Here is a 21,492-nt window from a genome sequence, read left to right as displayed (position 1 = left end):
TTAATTTATATTCTTAATTTATAATATTATGACTACAATATTCCATCTAACAAATTTTATGTTATAATTAAATAGATACTTTCATATTGGAGGTTTAATATGTACGAAACTTCAGCTGAACTAGCAGAAAATAAACTTTTAGTATTATACGTTATAAAATCCTTAAGACAAGCAATTTCTAAAACACAACTTACTGAAATAATTCTTGAAAACAATTTTATTAATTACTTTACTCTTCAACAATATATTAGCGAATTAGAAACAGCTAAATTTGTTGAATATATTGAAAAGAATGATAAAAAATTACTAACTATAACTACTGAAGGAGAAAATGTTCTTTCAATATTTAATGATAGAATTTCTCCAATAAAAAGAGATATAATTGATAATTATATCTCTAAAACAATAGACAATATAAAAAAAGAATTAACCATCCATAGTGATTACACTATAGAAAAGAACAACTCTTTTATTGTTGATTTAAAAGCTCTTGAGGATGAAACACTACTTATAGATCTAAAAATTTCTGTTCCAACTAAAAAACAAGCAACATCACTTTGCAATAGATGGAAAGAAAACCCTTCAGACATTTATACTAAAATAGTTCAAGTACTTTTTTCTGATGAAAACTAAAATAAAATCATAGCATTGGGTTCTGACTCGATTGCTATGATTTTTTTTATTTTTTCTTCTTCAACAACAATCAATCTTCCTTTTAAATAGTCCCCTATATAAATTTTATTATCTTTTTTTAAAATACCTTTTGGCATTCCACCTATATATAGTGTTTTAACAACTTTAAATGAAATTTTATCAATTACACTTATACTACCCTCTGTAAAATTTGAAACATAAATATTTTTATTATCTTCGTACATATCAATTGGAGATGTTCCTACTTCAATCCTTGTTATTCTATTAAATGTTTCTATAGAAAAAACATCTAAATACCCATTATCATCACTACCTAAATAGCTTTCACATATATAAATATATTTTTTATCATTTGATATTTTTACTTTTGTAGGGTATTCGGGAGTTAAGAGGGTTTTAACAATTTGATAATCTTCTAAGTTTATAATTTTAGTGCAATTTTCTTCTAAATTTGATACAAATAATAATTCTTTTTCATAACAATAATCAATGCTATGAGGCCAATTACCTATATTTAATTCCCATAGCACCCTATTTTGATTTAAATCATAAGCAACTATAGAATTTGCTTCTCCACAAATTGTATAAATTTTATTTCCTACTTTAACTAAATCATTAGCTTTAGGTCCAATCTTGATATTTCTTATTTCTTCAAAATTTAGACCTGAAAAAATAGATATAGAATCACTATAACTATTTGCAGTTATAATCTCATTACCATATTTTCTTATACCATGAGGTCCAACTGGTCTTTCAGAAAGCTTAAATAATATTTTTGTTACTTCAAATGTATCTAGATCAATTTTAGAAAGTGAATCTGCACCTGTATTGCATAAAACAATAGAACTCATTAACTACACCCCCTTAAAACTTCTATGTATTTTAATATATGCAATTTTCAATAAATCGGCTACTATTGCATTATTTCTTATTTTTCTTTATTTTTCTACAAACTCAATATATAATTAGAAAGTAAGTCATTACTTATATATTAGGAGGAGTATAAATGTTTGTTTATAAAACGTCTGGAGTATGTTCTACAGAAATACATGTAGAAGTTAAAGATAAGGTTATTGAAAATGTTGAATTTGTAAGGGGATGTCCTGGTAATTTATTAGGTATTTCACTTCTTGTAAAAGGTCTGAATATTGACGAAGCAATTCAAAAATTACAAGGTATTGATTGCAGAGGAAGGGGAACTTCTTGCCCAGACCAATTATCAAAAGCCTTAATAGAATATAAAAACAATAACAATTAATCTTATAAAAAAAATGACAAGCTTTCACTTGTCATTTTTCAATCTATTTAATTAATTCTAATGCTATTTCCATCATATCTGTAAAAGTATTTTGTCTTTCCTCAGGAGATGTTTCTTCTCCTTTAAAGATATGGTCTGATATTGTTAATATAGATAATGCTTCTACACCATTTTTTGCTGCTAATGTATATAGTTCTGCAGTTTCCATTTCCACTGCTAAAACGCCATAATCAGCCCAAGTCTTTAATGAAAAATGATTTGTATCATCATAGAATAAATCACTTGATAAAACATTGCCTACCTTAACATTAGATCCTTTTGATTTTGCTACATTATATGCATTATATAACAAATCAAAATTAGCAGTTGGTGCATAGTCAAGTCCATTAAATCTTCTTTTATTAATTCCTGAATTAGTAGAAGCACTTTGAGCAAGAACAATATCTCTAACATTAACATTATCATTACAAGAACCTGCCGAACCTATTCTTATAAGTCTTTTAGCCCCATAAAATTGAATTAACTCATTTACATAAATTGAATGTGAAGGTAATCCCATTCCAGTTCCTTGTATAGAAACTTTTTTACCTTTATAAGTTCCAGTATATCCATACATACCTCTAACTTCATTGTAGCAAACTGCATCTTCTAAAAAGTTTTCTGCTATAAATTTAGCTCTTAATGGATCTCCCGGTAATAATACTGTTTCTGCTATAGCACCTTCTGGCGCCATAATATGTAAATGTTTTGACATAAACATTACCTCCTTTATTTTATTATTTATTAGTATAGTACATTCTTTAATAATAGTAAATGTTTATACTTTTAATAAATTTTAAAATTTGGTTTTTTCTTTTATTTTTATTATCATTTACGAGTATTTTATTTTAGTGTATATTCTATAAATTATCTTATATAAAAATATAAGAGCCGCATAAAGCGACTCTTTACTTAATTAAAGTTTATTAATTATCTTCCTCATATCTCCAATCATATATAAGGAACCACTAACTACTATAATATCATTTTCTTTTGAATTTTTTAATGCATCTAAATAGGCTTCTTCATATTCATCAAATGCTCTACAATTTTTATTATATTTAACTATCTCATTTTTTAGGTCTTCAGCTAATTCGGCTCTTATTGAATTTGGAGTAACAGCATATACTTCTTTTGCCATAGGTGTTATTATTTTAATCATTTCATCAACATCTTTATCAGCTAAAATTCCTAAAATTAAATGTAAATTTTCATACTTAAAATATTTTTTTATATTTCTACTTAATGTTTTTATTCCTTGTATATTATGTGCACCATCAATAACAACATAAGGATTATTTGATAAAACTTCTAATCTACCTTTCCAAGTAACATTTTTTATACTTTCTATAATACTTTCAGTAGTTATATTTACTACTTTCCTATTATTTAAAACTTCAATAGCTTTTATTGCAACACTTAGATTAAGTATTTGATGTTCTCCTAGTAAAGGAAGTAGTATATCAAACTCTTCTTTACTTTTATATTTCAATAATTGATATGGCTTATCTTCATTTACTACCTTTACAAATTTTATATTATCATTATCTGCAATATAAAGATCTGATTCCATATCTATGCATTTATTTTTTATTACTTTTAAAACCTCTTCTTCTTGTGGATATATTACTGTAGGAATATTCTTTTTTATAATTCCAGCTTTTTCTCCAGCTATTTCTTCTAAAGTATTTCCTAATAAATTAGTGTGATCAAAACTTATAGATGTTATAACTTGAAGTATTGGTATAATAACATTAGTTGAATCAAGTCTTCCTCCTAATCCTACTTCTATTACTCCAAAATCTATTTTTTCTTTTTTAAAGTATAAAAGCATTAAAACAGTTATTATTTCAAATTCTGTAGGATGGTTATATCCATCTTCTATAACTCTATCTACAGCAACTTTAACTTCATCTATTAAACTTGCTAAGATTTCTTTAGGAATATTTAGTCTATTTACTTGAATTCGCTCTTCAAATTCCTCAATAAATGGAGATGTATACATTCCAACCTTATATCCTGCCCCCATTAAAATTTCTGTTATCATTGAAGTTGTAGAACCTTTACCATTTGTGCCTGCAATATGTATAAGCTTTAAATCTTTTTCTGGATTATCTAGATATTCTAATAATTTATGAGTTCTTTCTAATCCATAATTTGACCCAAAATTCCCAACCTCTGTTATATATTTCATTGCTTCTTCATATCTCATAATTTACCTCTTATTAAAAATAGCTTCTATATCTCTTAATCCTTGAAAAATTTCTTCTTTTTAAAAAATTTCCTTCTAATAATTCTTCATTTCTTTTTTCTGATAATACTTCGTAAAAATCAAGTGCAATTTTATAAATTTGGTCTGATTTATTTTTTTCTATTTCTTCAAATGTAATTATAACATATTTTCAAAACATATATTATTTAATTTAGAATAATTTTAATTTCTGTATTCATAAATTATATTTAATATCTCGTAGTTCTATATAAACAAAAAAACAGCTAACAAAAATATAATTAATTTTGTTAACTGTTCTCTTTTGATAAAATCCTATTAATTTAATATTAATCTTCCTTAGCCATTGCTGATAAATTATTTCCTTCTGTTCCGTCTGGTTTAGTTCTTAAATATTCCTCACCTTTTTTAGAATGAGCAATTATAACACCATCGATTTGACCATTTTTAGCCATTTCAACACCTTGTGCTTTATCTACTGTTGTTCCATTTTCCAATACATATTGCATAATTTCGCCACTACTATTTTTTATTGTTTCTACAATTTTATTACTCATATTACTCACCTCTTAATCTTATTTTTCACAAAATAAATCTTTTTATTCACTATTAAAATATACCTTATAAATATTATCATTTAATAGCTATATAATAGCATGTGATTTTCGCATAATAAAAAAGCAAGGGACAAATTATATTAATCTGACCACTTGCTATAGTTAATTTGTAACTACTTTAAAGTATCTATTCTAACTAATACTGCATCAAGCATTTCTTGATACTTAACTAGCTTTTCTTTTTCACCATTTATTACTGCTTCTGGAGCTTTAGCTACAAATCCTGCATTAGAAAGTTTCTTTTCTATTCTTGTTACTTCACCTTCTAATTTCTTCTTTTCTTTATTTAATCTTTCAAGTTCCTTATCCTTATCAACTAAGTCTAAAAGTGGCATAAATAATTCCCCACCCTTAACTACTAATGATACTGCATTTTCAGGAACTAATGATTTATCATCTATAAATTCAACTTCTGAAGCTGAACCTAGTTTTTCCATATAAGGAATACCAGCACTAAATGCATCTTTAGCTTCATCAGAAATATAGCAAATTACTTTTGCTTTTCTTGATGGTGGAACATTCATTTCAGCTCTTACATTTCTTAATCCTTTAATAGCTTCGATAACAAATTCCATATCCTTTTCTGCCTTACTATCTTCTAAACCTTCAGTATATTCTGGCCATGAAGAAATTGTTATAGATTCTCCATCTGTTAAAGTAGTGTAGATTTCTTCTGTGATAAATGGCATTACTGGGTGTAATAATTTTAATCCTGTAGTTAATACAGTGTATAATACGTTATAAACTATACCCTTAGCTTTTTCATCATCACTAAAGAATACTGGTTTAACAAGTTCTATATACCAGTCACAGAATTCAGTCCACATAAAGTCATAAACCTTTTGAAGAGCAATACCTAACTCATATTTTTCCATGTTTTCAGTTACTTCTTTAACTAAAGTATTCATTTGAGATAATATCCATCTATCAGCTAAGCTATATTCTTTGCAATCAGCATATTTATTCATTACTTCTTTATCTAAGTTCATCATAACGAATCTTGATGCGTTCCACATCTTATTAGCAAAGTTTCTTGCTGCTTCAACTCTTTCTGGGATATATCTTATATCATTACCAGGAGAGTTACCAGTAACAAGCATGAATCTTAATGCATCTGCACCGTATTCATCAATAACTTCTAATGGATCAACACCATTTCCTAAAGACTTACTCATCTTTCTTCCTTCAGCATCTCTTATGATACCGTGGATTAATACTGTATCAAATGGAGTTTCATCCATATTGTGTATTCCAGAGAATATCATTCTAGCAACCCAGAAGAATATGATATCATATCCTGTAACTAAAACATTAGTAGGATAGAAGAAATCTAAGTCTTCTGTTTTTTCTGGCCACCCTAAAGTTGAGAAAGGCCATAATGCAGATGAGAACCAAGTATCAAGTACATCTTCATCTTGTCTTAAGTTTTCAGAACCACATTTTGAACACTTGCATGGTGCTTCAACTTCAACCATCATATGATTGCAATCATTACAGTAGAATACAGGTATTCTATGTCCCCACCATAATTGTCTTGAAATACACCAATCTTGGATATTTTCCATCCAGTTATAGTATATCTTATCAAATCTTTCTGGAACAAACTTAGTTTTTCCATTTCTAACTACATCAATAGCAGGTTTTGCTAAAGATTCCATCTTAACATACCATTGTCTTGAAACAATTGGTTCAACAATAGTTCCACATCTATCATGTGTTCCAACATTGTGAGTATGAGGTTTAACTTTAACAAGTAATCCTTGTTCATCTAAATCCTTAACCATTTGCTTTCTAGCTTCATATCTATCTAAACCTTGATATTTTCCACCTAACTCATTAATTACACCGTGATCATCCATAACTCTAATTATTGGAAGGTTATGTCTCTTACCAACTTCGAAATCGTTAGGATCATGTGCTGGAGTTATTTTAACTGCACCTGTTCCAAATTCAATATCAACATAATCATCACCTACAACTGGTATTTCTCTATCAGTTAAAGGTAATTTTAATGTTTTACCTATTAAATGCTTAAATCTATCATCATTTGGATTAACAGCTACTGCAGTATCTCCAAGTAATGTTTCTGGTCTTGTAGTAGCTATTTCTAAAAATCCAGAACCATCAGCTAATGGATAATTAATATGCCAGAAGCTACCTTCTTTTTCTGCATATTCAATTTCTGCATCTGATAATGCTGTTGTACATTTTGGACACCAGTTTGTTATTCTATTTCCTTGATATATAAGTCCTTCGTTGTATAACTTAACGAATACAGTTCTTACAGCCTTATTTAAATTTTCATCCATTGTGAAAGCTTCTCTTGAGAAATCAGCAGAAACACCCATCTTTTTAAGTTGCTCTCTTATGTGACCTCTATATTCATCAGACCATTCCCAAACTTTTTCTAGGAATGCTTCTCTTCCCATTTCTTTCTTAACTAAGCCTTGCTTTAATAATTCATTTTCAACTTTAACTTCAGTTGCTATAGAAGCATGGTCTTGTCCTGGTAACCATAAAGTACAGTAACCTTGCATTCTCTTAAATCTTATAAGCATATCTTGAAGTGTATTATCAAGAGCATGACCTAAGTGAAGTCTACCAGTTATATTTGGTGGTGGCATCACAATTGAAAACGGCTTCTTAGTCTTATCAACAACAGGAGTGAAATACTTTTTTTCTTCCCATGTTTTATAAATTCTTTCTTCAAATTCTTTTGGATTATACGTTGTGGCTAAATTTTTCTTTTCTTCCATCAATAAAACCTCCTGACTAGTTTATTTTCTATATTTAAAGTTCTTATATAAAGACTACTTTACTAAGTTAATTTAATTAGCTAAATTTTAATTAATTACCTACTTTGCACTTACATAAAAAAAGCCCTCATCCTAAAAAAGGACGAAGACTCGCGGTACCACCTTTATTCCTACTAAGCAAACTATATTTGCTTCTTATAGGCTCTTAATTCAAATAACGACTTAGATAAGCCGTCTTTAGCTACTACTATTTCACCAAAGAAACTCAAAAGCTACCTTCAGGATATTTCATATAGAAGGCTTACACCCTAGACCTTCCTCTCTTAATATGTCCTATTCCTTACTCCTCTTTATCAATGTTTTTAAATATTTATTTGTTCTTATATTATGATATTTTTATCTCTTTGTCAACAAATGTGTTGCAAATTTTAAATTATTTATAATCCCTACTATTTTTCTATAATTCCGATAAACTTATTCTCATTAACATCTAAAGTTATTTCTCCGCCATAACTTAAGCTTCCAAATAAAATTTCATCAACTAGCATTGGCTTAATCTCTTGATTTATAATTCTTATTATTTCTCTTGCTCCATACTCCTGAGAAATCCCCTTATTAGCTATAAAATCAATACACTTATCATCAAAATTCACCTTAACATTTTTCTTTGATAATTGCTCATTAAATTTATTAAGTTCTTTTCTTGCAATATCTAGTGCCATTTTATTATTTAAATGATTAAATACAACTATTTTATCAAGTCTATTTCTAAATTCAGGAGTAAAAAATTTTTTAACTTCTTCCATTATAGCTTCATCTTTAATTACCCTATCTCCAAAACCAATAACATTCTTACCTATATTTTTTGCCCCAGCATTTGAAGTCATAATTAAAACTACATTTCTAAAATCAGCTTTTCTTCCCTGATTATCACTTAAAGTTGCATAATCCATAACTTGAAGTAAAACATTTAATATATCTGGATGTGCTTTTTCAACTTCATCTAACAATAAAACACAATATGGATTTTTTCTAATTGTATCAGTTAAAAGTCCACCCTCTTCATATCCAACATATCCAGGAGGCGCTCCTATAAGTTTTGCTGCTGCATGCTTTTCTGCATACTCACTCATATCAAACCTTATAAGCTTAACACCTAAACTATCAGCTAAAGTTTTCGAAAGTTGAGTCTTACCAACTCCAGTAGGCCCTACAAACAGTAGTGAGCTTATAGGCTTGTTTTCTTCATTAAGTCCAGCTCTAGACATTTTAATACATCTTACAACTTCATGAATTGCTTTATTTTGTCCAAAGATATTTTTTTCTAAATTATCTTCTAGTTCCTTTAAAGATGAAATTTCATCTTTCTCTACTGTATTCTTTGGTATATGACATACTTTTGAAATAACTTCCTCAATTATTTTTTCATCAATTATCTTCTTATTAGAATCTTCTCTATTCATTGAGATATAAGATCCAGCTTCGTCAATAATATCTATTGCTTTATCTGGTAAAAACCTATCATTTATATATTTACTACTTAATTCAACAGCTAATTTAATGGCTTCATCAGTATATTTTACATTATGATAATTTTCATAATTACTCTTTAGCCCTTGAATAATTTTAATTGTTTCTTCTACTGAAGTTTCTTTAACTTCTATTGTTTGAAATCTTCTAATTAATGCTTTATCTTTCTCAAAATACTTTTTATATTCATCAAAGGTTGTAGCCCCTATAAACTTTATCTTTCCTTCCATTAAATATGGCTTTAAAAGATTAGATGTATCTAAAGAGCCACCACCAATTGCCCCAGCTCCTACAATTGTATGTATTTCATCTATATATACTATAGGATTTTCATGGTTGCTAATTTCATTTAGCACTTTTTTTATTCTTTCCTCAAAGTCTCCTCTATACTTAGTTCCAGCTAGAGTAGCTCCAATATCTAAGGAGAAAATTTCTGCATTTTTTATTTTTTCAGGAACTTTCCCCTCATTTATAAGTCTAGCTAACCCAAGTGTTATAGCTGTTTTTCCTACTCCTGGCTCACCTATATGAATAGGATTATTTTTAGTTCTTCTACAAAGAATTTGTATTGTCCTATTTAATATATCCTCTCTTCCTATAAGTGGATCAGTATATTCATTTTTCACATATTCATTTAAATTACTAGTAAACTTTTTAATAAGAGATTCTTCTTTATTAATTTCCTTTTCTTCAATCTCTAACTCCTCATTATCAGTTTCATCATAATTAACATAATAAGTATTTTCAACCTCATCATGACAAAGCCTATACAGTAACTCTCTTTTTTCTATTCCTTGTTCTAATAAATAATAATGAGCATAACTATTTTCTAAATCATAAATAGCAGATATCATATGTTCCATTGAGATACTATTATTACTAGCATAAATAGACTGTTCACTCGCCCTTAAAATAACTTGTTGAAAACTATAACTTTCTTGTATCTTTCCACTTTCATCTTTTTCTACATAATTATTTAAGTATTGTAATAAGTTTTTTCTAAGATCATCAATGCTACTTGATAACTCTTCAACAAATTCAATAAATCTTTCTTGAAATGTTATTGCATACAATATATGTTCTGCTGTTACAAATTCATGGTTATTATTTTTAGCCAATTCATACGCTTCAACTAAAATGTTATTTACTTCTCTTGTTATTTCCATATATTAAGCCTCCTCAATAGTAATATTAAAAGGAAAACCTTCTTCCTTTGCCATATCTAAAGCCATTGCTACCTTTGTAGTAGCAATATCATAAGGATAAATTCCAACTATTCCTTTTCCTAATTTATGAACATCCATCATTATTTTATTTGCTGAATTTATATCCTTTTTAAAAACAATCATTAATATATTAACCACAAATTCCATTGTAGTAAAATCATCATTATGCATAACAACCTTATAATGCCTTGGTTTTTTTACCTTTACTCTTTCTTTGTTTACTGTTACAACTCCATTTTCCATATATATCTCCTGTAAAATCACTATATAATTTCCTTTTACTCTTATTATATTAATGATAATCATCAATATCAACACTACTAATACTACTTTAAATTAATATAATTTATATACTGTTAATTCAGTAGTTTCTAATATAATAAAATTTCACAAAAAAATAGGGTATATTTAATTAATTAAATACACCCTATTTTTCTATTTAATTATTTTATATAATTATTTATCTTGCATCCATTCATATGTCTTATAACTCTTTTTATTATGAGCATGAGCACCTATTTTTTCTCCATTTTCTATTCCAACTTCTGAATTTCCAGTTGGATCAATTTTTCTTAATTCATTTTTAGACTTAGGTCTATCTTTCATTCTATTTTTATTATTATCCATAATATTTACCTCATAACCTAATAATTAAATTTGCTTTTAATTGAATCAAATACAACTTTAAATTCTTCTTGATTTTCATCAAATAATTTGGTTAATTCTTCTTTAGACTTAATATATTTTGGATCATTTTCTTCACATTTTACTATTTCTCCAGATAATTTATGAAATTTCATAAAAATTATAGGATGTTTTTTTGCAAAATACTCCATTTCATCAATGTGACGTTCTGATTTTGATGAATTTTTTAACCATCTAAATACATAATTATATTTATCCATATACTTTCTACCTCTATTTAAATCTTAAAGTCAGTAGGATTATATGTTTTTGCTTTAGGTTCTCCAAAACATGCCTTTACGCTTTCTACTTGTGGATTATGATTTACACTTTTATGTTGATGTTTTGTCTTTTTCATCTTGTTTCCCATAATATCACCTCATTAATATTCTTTCCTTCCCTTTCTCTATTATCCTATTAGATGTTTTCCATTTGTTCTTATTTTTAGTATAATACTTATTTACGAGTATATTAAATAAAAGTATATTTTCTTCTTAATTAAAACTATTTATTATTATAATCCTATTATGTATTATGTGCTAATTTAGCTGATAATTGTAATTTTTAGTTTTGTATTAATATGTTAAAATAAACCACAGTATAAGTATACTGCGGTTTTCATTTACACGATATTTTTCCTATAAAACTCATTATATACTTCTTTTGTATATCCGTAATCAATTAATACTAATCTATTTTTTATCTTACCCCAACTTGTAAATTTATATAAATCTGCCCAAACTAAATTATGTCTATCATGGATTTCTTTAATAAATTTATTATTACTTAACTCTCTTTTATTTTTGATTTTAAAATAATTTAATAACTCTATTTCACTTTTAATATTATTAGCTTTTTTCATAATTAAATATTTACAATCATCAGAGATAAAATAAACTTTTGCAAGTAGAGAAGAACTATCATCATTTGAAATAAAAAACTCTGCTTCATTTTGCGCTATCCCTTTAATATTTCTAGCAATTTTTATTACAAATCCATTATCTAAATCATATACCTTTCTTGCTGAACCTGCACCTATATATCTATACCTTTCATGTTCTATTCCATATAAAATATGATAAATATCAATATACATACTAAGCACCTACTCTTTTGTATAAAATTAGAGTGCTTATAAAGTACTCTACATATTTATATTATTCAATTACTAATTAATGTGTTCTTAGATTATTAATTGATAATTATCAGCATATTTTTGTGTTTTAATACAATACTATATAAAAAATAAGACTTATCAAATATCATATTAATTTTTTAAATATTTAATGATATCTAATAAGTCCACATCTTTAATTTTCTCTCCACTTTGTCCTATTAACCAAGTCTTCAACTAATTCATGACTCATCTTTGGATTTATTGTCTCTTCATGAGTAATTGTTATTATTGACATGGCAACTGAATATTTAAGTGTATCTTTAATATTTAAGTTATTCATATATCCATATCCTATCCCAGCCACAAATGAATCTCCAGCTCCAGTTACATTTTTTACATTTATTGGCTCACAACAAGCTAATGTTCCTTCTTCACCTTCACTAGTTATATAATATATTCCATCTGCATCTAAACTAATAAATACATTTTTTACACCTTGTTCTATAAAGAATCTACCTGCTTTTCTTAAATCATCATTAGTTTCGATTTTAAAGCCACATAAAGCCTCTGTTTCAAATCTATTTGGCTTTATAGTATGGAAATATTTCACTAAATGACGAATTTTTTTTGCTTTCTTTGCAGATACAGGATCTAAGATAAATTTACTTTTCCCTTGGTATTTTTTTAATATGTACTCTAATAAAATTGGATTATCTGAATCAACAATCGTATATTCAGCATTTTCAAAAAATTCATGTTTTCCATCTACAAACGCTTCATCCATCTTGTTTAAACTTTCCATATCCACAACTGCAGATTCCATTTCACCTTGATGGTTTAATATTGCTAGATATGTAGGAGTTCTTTCTCCTTCTAAAAAAAGAGAATTCTCCATATTATATCCAAGTTTTCTAGAGTTCTCTAAAATACTTTTACCATTCTCATCGTCTCCTAATGTAGAAATAAATTGTGTATTTACTCCAACTCTTGCTAGATTTTCAGCAATATTTCTACAAACGCCCCCAAAAGATATTTTTATATGTCCCGGAATTGAGTCTCTTTGTGCATAACTTCTTCCACAAAAGCCAAAAATATCAACTATTGATGCCCCTAAAACTAATATATATGGATTATTATCATTCATACTATCTCTCCTGCTACAAATTTAACCTATTAAAACATAAATACATTATAGTAAAGACACGAAAAAAAATAAAGAGGAAAATAAAAAAATGTCGATTTTTTTATTTCTCTTTATTTTTTTCTATATATTGTTAGTTGTTAAATTATTTATATCTATTTTTATTTCGTTTCTACATTTATATCCACTTTGTGCTACATTCATATTTTTAAATGCAACTGACATCATCAATTTAATTCTATTTATTTGATTAACTTCTGATGCTCCTGGATCATAATCTATTGCTACAATATTTGCAGAAGGATATTTAGCTTTTAATACTTTTATCATACCTTTTCCTGTAACATGATTAGGCAAACAAGCAAATGGTTGAATGCATACTATATTATTTACATCACTTTCAATTAATTCAATCATTTCTCCAGTTAATAACCATCCTTCACCAGTTTGATTACCTAATGAAACTACTTTTGACGCCTTTTCAGCAAGATTACTTATTGAAGTTGGATGTCCAAACCTTTCACTTTTTTGTAATTCAGTTATTACAACTTTTCTAAATGATTCAATATAAGTAATAACTACACTACATGCTGTTTTAACAAACTTGCTTTTAGATAGATATTTACTTTTAAATTCAGAGTTATAACAACAGTATAAAAAGAAATCTAATAATTCAGGAACTACAACTTCTGCTCCTTCCTGTTCTAAAACATCAATAATATTATTATTTGCTGTTGGATGATATTTAACAAGTATTTCTCCAACAATTCCAACCTTAGGTTTTATAACATCATTTATTTCTAACTTATCAAATGCTTCTACTATATTTTTTATATTTTCATTCATTTCTCTTTTATTTCCATTAGAAACATTTTCAAGAGCCTTTTCTCTCCAAAATTCATATAGTTCATTTGCTGATCCAGGAATTTTTTCATAAGGCCTTACTCTATAAAGTACCCTCATAAATAAATCTCCATATATAATTCCCATCATAAGCTTTTTAATAAAAGAATATCTTATGCTAAATCCAGGTTGTTTTTCCATACCTAGTACATTTAATGATATTATAGGTACATATTCAAAACCAGCTTCTCTTAATCCCTTCTTTAAAAAGCCTATATAATTAGTGGCTCTACATCCACCGCCTGTTTGACTTATTATTACAGCAGTTTTTTTTGGATCATATTTTCCAGATTTTAATGCATTTATCATTTGTCCTATTACTAAAATAGAAGGATAACATGCATCATTATTAACATACTTTACTCCTTCTTCTATAGCCTCTTTATCATTTGCAGGTAATACATCAAGATTGTATCCTTCTTCCCTAGCAGCCTTTTCTATAAATTGAAAGTGCATTGGAGACATTTGCGGTGCAAGAATTGTCCAATCTTTTTTCATTTCTTTTGTAAATAAGACTTTACTATATTTATTATCAACAGTTTTAAGTTCTATTTTATTTTTTTCTCTTTCTTCCATAGCGGCTTTTAATGATCTAATTCTAATTTTTACTGCTCCTAAATTGCTTCCTTCATCTATTTTTATTAATGTATACATCTTACTTTTTGAAGCTAATATCTCTGAAACCTGATCACTTGTTACAGCATCTAATCCACATCCAAAAGAAGTAAGTTGTACTAATTCTAAATCATTTCGTTCCTTAACAAAAGCTGCTGCTCTATAAAGCCTAGTATGATACATCCATTGGTCTACAACTCTAATAGGTCTTTCTAAATTCCCTAAATGTGATATACTATCTTCAGTAAACACAGCCATGTTAGATGAAGTGATTATATCTGTTAAACCATGGTTTATTTCTTCATCTATATGATAAGGTCTTCCACATAAAACTATTCCCTTAATATTATTTTCTTCAATATATTTTAATGTTTCTTCACCTTTTTTTCTTATATCATTTATTACCTTTTCTCTTTCATCAAATGCAGCATCTACAGCTCTTTTTGATTCTTTCATAGTTATATTATAGCTTTTAAATACATCATAAATTCTCTTATATAACTTTTCCTTATTATCAAGAGATAGAAATGGAGAAATATATTTTATACCTTTCACCTTCAATTTATCTATATTATTCTTTATAACTTCAGGATAGGATGTAACAACAGGACAATTATAATGATTATTTGCTTTATTATCCTCTTTATATTCATAAGGTATACAAGGATAAAATATAGTCTTTATCCCATTATTTATCAATGACATTATATGACCATGACTTAACTTTGCCGGATAACACACTGATTCTGATGGTATTGTCTCTATTCCTAAATTAAACAGCTTTTTACTTGATACTGGAGAAATTATAACTCTAAATTTTAGCGCTGTTAAAAGGGTAAACCAAAATGGATAGTTTTCATAAATATTTAAAGCTCTTGGTATACCAATTTCTCCTCTTGTTGCTTCCTCTTTTGATAATGGTTTGTAATTAAATATTCTTGATAATTTATATTTATATAAATTAGGAACTTCTAACTTTTTACCGCTATTGCCTAATGGCCTTTCACATCTATTTCCAGTAATATATTTTTCACCATTATCAAATTTATTAATAGTTAATAAGCAGTTATTTCCACATCCTCCACATCTAGAGCAAGTAGCTTTAAAATCAAATTTTTCTAGCTTATCCTCTTTTATTAAAGTAGATACATCGCCATTTTTATAATTTTCCTTACCTATTAGTGCAGCTCCATAAGCCCCCATTAACCCTGCTATATCTGGCCTTATAACATTAGCAGCTGTTAGTTTTTCAAAACTTCTTAATACACCATCATTATAGAATGTTCCACCCTGTACAATTATATTTTTACCTAATTCATCAAAATTTCTAATTTTTATAACTTTATATAATGCATTTTTTACAACTGAATAACATAGTCCAGCTGAAATATCTCCAACACTAGCCCCTTCTTTTTGGACTTGCTTTACTTTAGAGTTCATGAATACTGTACATCTAGATCCTAAATCAACAGGTTTTTCAGCTTTAACTGAAAGCTTTGCAAATTCATCTATAGAAATATTTAATGACTTACTAAATCCTTCTATAAATGAACCACATCCTGATGAGCAAGCTTCATTTAATAATATATTATTTATTACTCCATCTTTAATAATCAAGGCCTTCATATCCTGTCCACCAATATCTAAAATAAAATCTACATTAGGCATAAATGATTTTGCACCTTTAAAGTGACAAACCGTTTCTATTTCTCCTATATCTACTCCTAAAGCAGCTTTTATTAATCCTTCTCCATATCCTGTTACTGTAGCTTTGGCTATAGTTATATTCTTATTAAGTTTTTTATATAAATCTTTTAATATATCAATTGTTTTATTTAATGGACTACCCTCATTATTATTGTAACTAGAATATAATAATTCATTATCTTCACCTATTACTGCTAATTTAGTAGTTGTAGAGCCAGCATCTATTCCTATAAATATATTCCCTGAATAATTAGATATTTCACCTCTTTTAGCTCTATTAGCTGAATGCCTATTTGAAAATTCTAAATATTCTTCTTCATCTTTAAATAGTGGTAGTAAATTATTCTGTATTATCTCCTTACAATTAACTTTATCTAAATTATCTATTAACTCACCTAAAGTTATAATTTCTCTATTTTCTGATAATATTGCTGCACCAATAGCAACATATAACTCTGAATTTTTAGGTATAATATACTCTCCTTCTTTTAAATTCAAAGTCTCTATAAATCTTTTTGTTAATCCATCAAGGAAGTGTAAAGGTCCTCCTAAAAAAGCTACATTTCCATGTATTGGTTTTCCACAAGCTAGTCCACTTATAGTTTGATTTACAACAGCTTGAAATATAGAAGCCGCAATATCACTTCTCTTTGCTCCTTCATTAATAAGTGGCTGAACATCGGTTTTTGCAAATACACCACATCTCGATGCTATTGGATAAATAATAGTTGCATCCTTAGATAATTCATTTAATCCCTTTGCATCTGTGTTTAATAATATTGCCATTTGATCAATAAATGCTCCTGTCCCACCTGCACAAGTTCCATTCATTCTTTGATCTACTCCATCTTTTAGGTATGTTATTTTAGCATCCTCACCACCAAGTTCAATTACAACATCAGTTTTATGTAAAAACTCCTCAACAGCTCTTGTACATGATATAACTTCTTGTTGAAAATCAGCTTTTAACCATTCTGCTGCTGCAATTCCTCCTGATCCTGTAACTGTTACTTTTAAATCAACATTACCTAACTCTTCAATACACTGTTTTAATGATTGCTTTAAAGTCGTTTTTATATCTGAAAAGTGTCTTTTGTAATCACTATATATTACTTCATTGTAATAATTTAAAACTACGATTTTTATTGTTGTTGAACCTATGTCTATTCCTAATTTGAAATATTTCATTTTTACCACTCTTCCCAAATTTTATTATACAAAATAATTATACCATATTTTTAACCTACTTACTAAATCTGTAAATCAATTTAATATAATACTTTTTAATGAATAATATTATATTTTATAGACAATAATTAAAATATTGTATTAAACACTTAGGAGGGTATTATGAGCTACTTTAATGAAGGAAATAAATATTATAATAATAAAGATTACTCTAAAGCAATCTCAAATTATAGAGAGTCAATTGAAGCTGGTGAAAATGAAAGTTGTGCTTATTATAATGCTGGTGTATGTTATATAAAACTTAAAGATTTTAACTCCGCTATTGATATGTTAAAAAAAGCATTATGTATACAAAAAGAAAGTAAATACTATTTTAATTTAGCATATTGCTATGCAATGCTCGAAAATACTAATAAAGCGTTAATTTACTTTAATAGAGCATGGGCTCTAGATGCTTCAGATAAAGATTGTGAAAAAGCAATAAATTTAATAATATCTAAAAATAAAAAAGCGCTATAAAGCGCTTTTCTTTCACCATTCTCCTGCAATACTATCAATAATATGGTCATCATAAAAATCATTATTATTAAAATAATTTCCAGCTGAATAAAATGTAGTATCAACAGGTATCCATTCCTCTATTTCACTTATATATACTTCATTCCATGCATGAGGGCCATACTGCGAACCATCATATGCATTTCCTGTTAACAATCTAACATTTAAGTTTACTGCTCTTGCCATAGCTACATAAAGACATGAATAATCAAAGCAAATTCCACTTCTTTTTTTAAAGGCTGTTATTGCTCCACTATCTTCTACCTTTTCATTATTCAATGCCTTTTCTGCTCTATCATAATCATATTCTAAATTACTACCTATCCATGAATATAATATTCGTGCTTTATCCATATCATTGGTAGCATTTTCAGTTAACTCTCTTGCCATAGCATTAATTTCATCATTTGATAAAACCCCCTCTTCTAATGTTACTCCATTATAATATATTATTATATTACTAGTTGGAAGAAAATTCTCAACTACTTCTTCTGTGAGTTCACCAGTATTTCTTTTTAATATATCTGATAACTCAGTATATACTTTATTTTCATTAAAAATTTCTAATGTATTATAGATTCCTACTGTATTATTATAGGTAATTATCCCTACAAAAATAATTAATAAAAATATAATGCCCTTTATAGCTCCTAAAATAGATGATATTCCTACTAAAAGAAAACTATTTTTCCTATTTATATTAAAAAACATAGGAGTTAAAATATACTTTAAAACCTTATATAGAATACCTTGAATCAAAAAGAATAAAACTACAAGTAATGCAATTTTAAATATATCATTGTATATTCCACTTAAATTAAAATTTACCGTAGTTATTCTTGTAATACCTTTAAGTATTATATCTATCTTCAAAGCTATTAACAAAATACTTATCAATATAGAAAAATAATAAAGAACTCTTTCTAATAAAAAACTTAACCTTCGTCTTTTAAGTGTATTTTTAACACTACTAGTAATACCTAATATTATTACAAATAAACATATAGTATAAGAGAGTATTTCATTCATTAAGATTTCCCCTTTATTCTAAATCTTCTGATTTGACTACAGATTTAACAACATCTTTAATCAAATCATAATCATACCCCTTCCCCATTAAAAACCTATATAATTTCTGTGATAATTTATATTCATCACTTTCTCTTTTACTTAAAACTTTGTATTTCTTTAATGCCATCTCATGTACAACTTCTCTTATCTCATCTTTATCTAGTTTTTCTAGTTCTTCCTCAATTATATTTTCATCTATTCCCTTTTGCATAAGTGTATATTTAATCTTCTTTTTCCCTTGATTTCTAGCTCTATCTTTTACATACATCTTTGCATAATTAGTATCATTTAATAAATTATATTCTCTCAAAAAATCTATTGTTCGTTTAATTATATGGTCTTCGTAACCTTTTAATGATAACTTATCTCTTAACTCTTTTTCACTTTTATAGGTTCTTTCAATTACTCTGAGAGCTGAATTTTTACACTTTATATAATTGTCTTCATCCGCTAGTTTTTTCAAACTTTCAATATTGATTTTATCTTTAACTTTTAAGTTTTCTTTATAAACTAATTCTGCACTTATAGAAAAAGCATATTCATCATCAATGTAAATATTTACTCTTTCTTTATTTCTTTTGCCTAATTCAATTTTAGTTATTATATTCATAATTATTGCCACCTTATGAAGATTTTAATATATGAATAGTAGGATCATTTAAAACCTTATTTGCTACTTCATATATTTCATAAGCAGTTATTGTATTTAATCTATCCATATCTTTTAAAAATTCAAATATATCTTCACCTTCTAAGCTTTGACTTAATATATAACTACACAACTCAACTGAATCTTCTAATGTAGATATAACTGCAGTTTTATGAACTTTTTTCATTATATTTAAATCATTCTCTCCAATTGTTATATTTCTAAACTTAATATCCTTAAAAATTTCTTCAATTGCATTAGCAGCATCATCGATATCTTCCTCATCAACAGCAGTATATACATATAAAGTTCTTACATTTTGAGTAATATCTAAATGAGAATATATATCATATGCCAACCCTCTATTTTCTCTTACCTCTCTAAATAATAAAGAATTAGCACTTTCCCCTAATCTATGATTTAATATTCTTAATGGCAATTCATACTTTTTATCTAAATCGTAAAATGTAAATAAATAAATTATTGTACAAAGTTCTATATTTTCTTTAGTAGTTACCTTCTTTATATTTATATTTTTTTCATCTTTAACTACTAATTTAATCCTTTCATTTGCTTCCCATTTACTAAAATGCTTTGATATTTCCTCAAAAGCCTCTTCATGAGATAATGATGATACCATAGTTATCAATGAATTATTAGGAATATAATACTTTTTATAATAATCATAAAGCTCTTTTTTAGTGAAACTTTTTACATTTTCATCTAAACCTGCAACATCATATCGTAATGAACTATTCTTAAATGCTACTTCATTTATTTTTTTAAAGCTAAAATCTTCTACACTATCTTTACTTGATCTTATTTCTGCTAATATTACTCCTCTTTCTTTTTCAATTTCTTCTTCAGGAAACTTAGGACAAATTAACATATCACTTAATATTTCAATAGCATTTTTTAACTCTTCTTCTAAACAACTTATAGAATAAACCGTTTGAGAGAAATCCGTGTATGCATTATACTCTCCCCCTAATGCTTCTAAATCATCATTTAACTTTTGAAAGGTTCTGTTTTCAGTTCCTTTAAATAACATATGTTCTATATAATGAGAAATTCCCTTTTCATTTAAACTCTCATTCAAAGCTCCAACCTTTACACCTATGTTAATTGATGAGATTTGGGTATCTTTCTTTATTGTTATAACTTCTAAACCATTTTCTAATTTATGCTTTTTTACATCAAAATTTATTTTTACCATCGAATCTACCTTCCCCCACCTATATAATTCTATCTAGAATTATAATATAATATGTTTGATATATAATTACAACATATTATATTATTCAATCTATTTTATTCATTATAATATAATTTTTATATTAATTACTATGGACTATTTTATATCATACTTTATAATTAGATAATAATGTTTTATAATTTATGTAACAAATTATTTTGACTTGTTGTAAAATGAAATTGAACTAATAAAAAAATCCATAGTGGATTATCTGTGTTATGATTTAATTGCCAAACAAAACCAACACGGAGGATAATCACTATGGACTACCCAAATAATAACACAGAATCACGT

Annotated in this window: 20 protein-coding genes and 1 other annotated feature; of the genes, 3 read left to right on the top strand and 17 right to left on the bottom strand. The window is 27.0% G+C overall.

The genetic code is table 11. The features are described from left to right. Positions 1-99 precede the first annotated feature (99 nt). Positions 100-633, top strand: a complete 534-nt coding sequence (locus Q0Y03_RS10195) for a DUF4364 family protein (RefSeq protein ID WP_297713718.1) — start codon at positions 100-102, stop codon at positions 631-633. Here Q0Y03_RS10195 and Q0Y03_RS10190 read toward each other — a convergent pair. Next, positions 630-1,505: a YncE family protein gene (locus Q0Y03_RS10190; protein ID WP_297713717.1), complete on the bottom strand. Its 876-nt coding sequence runs from the start codon at positions 1,503-1,505 to the stop codon at positions 630-632. The two genes, Q0Y03_RS10195 and Q0Y03_RS10190, sit on opposite strands and share 4 nt — an antisense overlap. A 155-nt stretch (positions 1,506-1,660) precedes the next feature. On the opposite strand from Q0Y03_RS10190, the gene Q0Y03_RS10185 reads away from it, so the two are divergent. After that, positions 1,661-1,912 carry a TIGR03905 family TSCPD domain-containing protein gene (locus Q0Y03_RS10185; RefSeq protein WP_297713716.1) on the top strand — a complete coding sequence of 84 codons (252 nt, stop codon included), beginning with the start codon at positions 1,661-1,663 and terminating at the stop codon, positions 1,910-1,912. A gap of 43 nt (positions 1,913-1,955) precedes the next feature. Here the strand turns inward: Q0Y03_RS10185 and deoD are convergent, their stop codons facing one another. The 13 genes from deoD to Q0Y03_RS10125 all read right to left on the bottom strand — a co-directional run bounded on the left by deoD (position 1,956) and on the right by Q0Y03_RS10125 (position 17,665). After that, entirely contained in the window at positions 1,956-2,666 is a 711-nt protein-coding gene (gene deoD / locus Q0Y03_RS10180; protein WP_297713715.1) for a purine-nucleoside phosphorylase, read from the bottom strand. A 201-nt stretch (positions 2,667-2,867) separates the two neighbouring features. Next, a complete protein-coding gene (locus Q0Y03_RS10175; RefSeq protein WP_297713714.1) occupies positions 2,868-4,163 on the bottom strand; it encodes a folylpolyglutamate synthase/dihydrofolate synthase family protein in 1,296 nt (431 codons plus the stop codon). A 13-nt stretch (positions 4,164-4,176) separates the two neighbouring features. Continuing rightward, positions 4,177-4,326 carry a DUF6483 family protein gene (locus Q0Y03_RS15565; protein ID WP_363318737.1) on the bottom strand — a complete coding sequence of 50 codons (150 nt, stop codon included), beginning with the start codon at positions 4,324-4,326 and terminating at the stop codon, positions 4,177-4,179. Positions 4,327-4,510: 184 nt separating this feature from the next. After that, a complete protein-coding gene (locus Q0Y03_RS10170) occupies positions 4,511-4,738 on the bottom strand; it encodes a DUF3892 domain-containing protein (RefSeq protein ID WP_204572335.1) in 228 nt (75 codons plus the stop codon). A gap of 173 nt (positions 4,739-4,911) precedes the next feature. Next, entirely contained in the window at positions 4,912-7,554 is a 2,643-nt protein-coding gene (locus tag Q0Y03_RS10165) for a valine--tRNA ligase (protein WP_297713713.1), read from the bottom strand. A 135-nt stretch (positions 7,555-7,689) separates the two neighbouring features. Further along, positions 7,690-7,920 (bottom strand) — a binding site (T-box leader). Positions 7,921-8,003: 83 nt separating this feature from the next. Beyond that, the gene (gene clpA, locus Q0Y03_RS10160; RefSeq protein WP_297713712.1) at positions 8,004-10,250 is read right to left on the bottom strand and encodes an ATP-dependent Clp protease ATP-binding subunit ClpA; all 2,247 of its coding nucleotides are present in this window, start codon (positions 10,248-10,250) and stop codon (positions 8,004-8,006) included. Positions 10,251-10,253: 3 nt separating this feature from the next. Beyond that, positions 10,254-10,553: an ATP-dependent Clp protease adaptor ClpS gene (locus Q0Y03_RS10155; protein WP_297713711.1), complete on the bottom strand. Its 300-nt coding sequence runs from the start codon at positions 10,551-10,553 to the stop codon at positions 10,254-10,256. Positions 10,554-10,766: 213 nt separating this feature from the next. After that, entirely contained in the window at positions 10,767-10,937 is a 171-nt protein-coding gene (locus Q0Y03_RS10150) for a hypothetical protein (RefSeq protein WP_195990111.1), read from the bottom strand. Between the two features lie 17 nt (positions 10,938-10,954). Continuing rightward, positions 10,955-11,215 carry a hypothetical protein gene (locus Q0Y03_RS10145; RefSeq protein ID WP_297713709.1) on the bottom strand — a complete coding sequence of 87 codons (261 nt, stop codon included), beginning with the start codon at positions 11,213-11,215 and terminating at the stop codon, positions 10,955-10,957. Positions 11,216-11,232: 17 nt separating this feature from the next. Next, positions 11,233-11,364, bottom strand: a complete 132-nt coding sequence (locus Q0Y03_RS10140) for a CPC_1213 family protein (RefSeq protein ID WP_297713708.1) — start codon at positions 11,362-11,364, stop codon at positions 11,233-11,235. Between the two features lie 252 nt (positions 11,365-11,616). After that, entirely contained in the window at positions 11,617-12,090 is a 474-nt protein-coding gene (locus tag Q0Y03_RS10135; RefSeq protein WP_297713707.1) for a hypothetical protein, read from the bottom strand. Between the two features lie 214 nt (positions 12,091-12,304). After that, positions 12,305-13,255: a carbohydrate kinase family protein gene (locus tag Q0Y03_RS10130; RefSeq protein ID WP_297713706.1), complete on the bottom strand. Its 951-nt coding sequence runs from the start codon at positions 13,253-13,255 to the stop codon at positions 12,305-12,307. 120 nt (positions 13,256-13,375) lie between these two features. Then, positions 13,376-17,665 (bottom strand): 2-hydroxyacyl-CoA dehydratase, encoded by a 4,290-nt coding sequence (locus tag Q0Y03_RS10125; RefSeq protein WP_297713705.1) that lies wholly within the window; start codon positions 17,663-17,665, stop codon positions 13,376-13,378. Positions 17,666-17,827: 162 nt separating this feature from the next. Between Q0Y03_RS10125 and Q0Y03_RS10120 the strand changes: the two genes are divergently transcribed. Next, the gene (locus Q0Y03_RS10120; RefSeq protein WP_297713704.1) at positions 17,828-18,184 is read left to right on the top strand and encodes a tetratricopeptide repeat protein; all 357 of its coding nucleotides are present in this window, start codon (positions 17,828-17,830) and stop codon (positions 18,182-18,184) included. Positions 18,185-18,196: 12 nt separating this feature from the next. On the opposite strand, the gene Q0Y03_RS10115 is transcribed toward Q0Y03_RS10120, so the two are convergent. The 3 genes from Q0Y03_RS10115 to Q0Y03_RS10105 are packed head-to-tail and all read right to left on the bottom strand — an operon-like array spanning position 18,197 to position 21,159. Continuing rightward, positions 18,197-19,252, bottom strand: coding sequence for a transglutaminase-like domain-containing protein (locus Q0Y03_RS10115; RefSeq protein ID WP_297713703.1), 1,056 nt, complete (start codon positions 19,250-19,252; stop codon positions 18,197-18,199). 13 nt (positions 19,253-19,265) lie between these two features. After that, positions 19,266-19,904: a recombination regulator RecX gene (gene recX, locus Q0Y03_RS10110; protein ID WP_297713702.1), complete on the bottom strand. Its 639-nt coding sequence runs from the start codon at positions 19,902-19,904 to the stop codon at positions 19,266-19,268. Positions 19,905-19,917: 13 nt separating this feature from the next. Continuing rightward, the gene (locus Q0Y03_RS10105; RefSeq protein WP_297713701.1) at positions 19,918-21,159 is read right to left on the bottom strand and encodes a pitrilysin family protein; all 1,242 of its coding nucleotides are present in this window, start codon (positions 21,157-21,159) and stop codon (positions 19,918-19,920) included. Positions 21,160-21,492: the final 333 nt, after the last annotated feature.

It is taken from the genome of Clostridium sp. (genome assembly GCF_026168755.1).
Classification (GTDB): domain Bacteria; phylum Bacillota; class Clostridia; order Clostridiales; family Clostridiaceae; genus Clostridium.
This window is presented reverse-complemented; position numbering and strand designations above follow the sequence as displayed.

What these genes read in the sequence shown, in the direction of transcription:
- Q0Y03_RS10155 (WP_297713711.1), bottom strand. Translation starts at nt 10,553, where the DNA reads ATGGAAAATGGAGTTGTAACAGTAAACAAAGAAAGAGTAAAGGTAAAA.
- Q0Y03_RS10120 (WP_297713704.1), top strand. Translation starts at nt 17,828, where the DNA reads ATGAGCTACTTTAATGAAGGAAATAAATATTATAATAATAAAGATTAC.
- Q0Y03_RS10175 (WP_297713714.1), bottom strand. Translation starts at nt 4,163, where the DNA reads ATGAGATATGAAGAAGCAATGAAATATATAACAGAGGTTGGGAATTTT.
- Q0Y03_RS10140 (WP_297713708.1), bottom strand. Translation starts at nt 11,364, where the DNA reads ATGGGAAACAAGATGAAAAAGACAAAACATCAACATAAAAGTGTAAAT.
- Q0Y03_RS10195 (WP_297713718.1), top strand. Translation starts at nt 100, where the DNA reads ATGTACGAAACTTCAGCTGAACTAGCAGAAAATAAACTTTTAGTATTA.
- Q0Y03_RS10165 (WP_297713713.1), bottom strand. Translation starts at nt 7,554, where the DNA reads ATGGAAGAAAAGAAAAATTTAGCCACAACGTATAATCCAAAAGAATTT.
- deoD (WP_297713715.1), bottom strand. Translation starts at nt 2,666, where the DNA reads ATGTCAAAACATTTACATATTATGGCGCCAGAAGGTGCTATAGCAGAA.
- clpA (WP_297713712.1), bottom strand. Translation starts at nt 10,250, where the DNA reads ATGGAAATAACAAGAGAAGTAAATAACATTTTAGTTGAAGCGTATGAA.
- Q0Y03_RS10185 (WP_297713716.1), top strand. Translation starts at nt 1,661, where the DNA reads ATGTTTGTTTATAAAACGTCTGGAGTATGTTCTACAGAAATACATGTA.
- recX (WP_297713702.1), bottom strand. Translation starts at nt 19,904, where the DNA reads ATGAATATAATAACTAAAATTGAATTAGGCAAAAGAAATAAAGAAAGA.
- Q0Y03_RS10135 (WP_297713707.1), bottom strand. Translation starts at nt 12,090, where the DNA reads ATGTATATTGATATTTATCATATTTTATATGGAATAGAACATGAAAGG.
- Q0Y03_RS10145 (WP_297713709.1), bottom strand. Translation starts at nt 11,215, where the DNA reads ATGGATAAATATAATTATGTATTTAGATGGTTAAAAAATTCATCAAAA.
- Q0Y03_RS10170 (WP_204572335.1), bottom strand. Translation starts at nt 4,738, where the DNA reads ATGAGTAATAAAATTGTAGAAACAATAAAAAATAGTAGTGGCGAAATT.
- Q0Y03_RS10115 (WP_297713703.1), bottom strand. Translation starts at nt 19,252, where the DNA reads ATGAATGAAATACTCTCTTATACTATATGTTTATTTGTAATAATATTA.
- Q0Y03_RS10190 (WP_297713717.1), bottom strand. Translation starts at nt 1,505, where the DNA reads ATGAGTTCTATTGTTTTATGCAATACAGGTGCAGATTCACTTTCTAAA.
- Q0Y03_RS10150 (WP_195990111.1), bottom strand. Translation starts at nt 10,937, where the DNA reads ATGGATAATAATAAAAATAGAATGAAAGATAGACCTAAGTCTAAAAAT.
- Q0Y03_RS10105 (WP_297713701.1), bottom strand. Translation starts at nt 21,159, where the DNA reads ATGGTAAAAATAAATTTTGATGTAAAAAAGCATAAATTAGAAAATGGT.
- Q0Y03_RS10125 (WP_297713705.1), bottom strand. Translation starts at nt 17,665, where the DNA reads ATGAAATATTTCAAATTAGGAATAGACATAGGTTCAACAACAATAAAA.
- Q0Y03_RS10130 (WP_297713706.1), bottom strand. Translation starts at nt 13,255, where the DNA reads ATGAATGATAATAATCCATATATATTAGTTTTAGGGGCATCAATAGTT.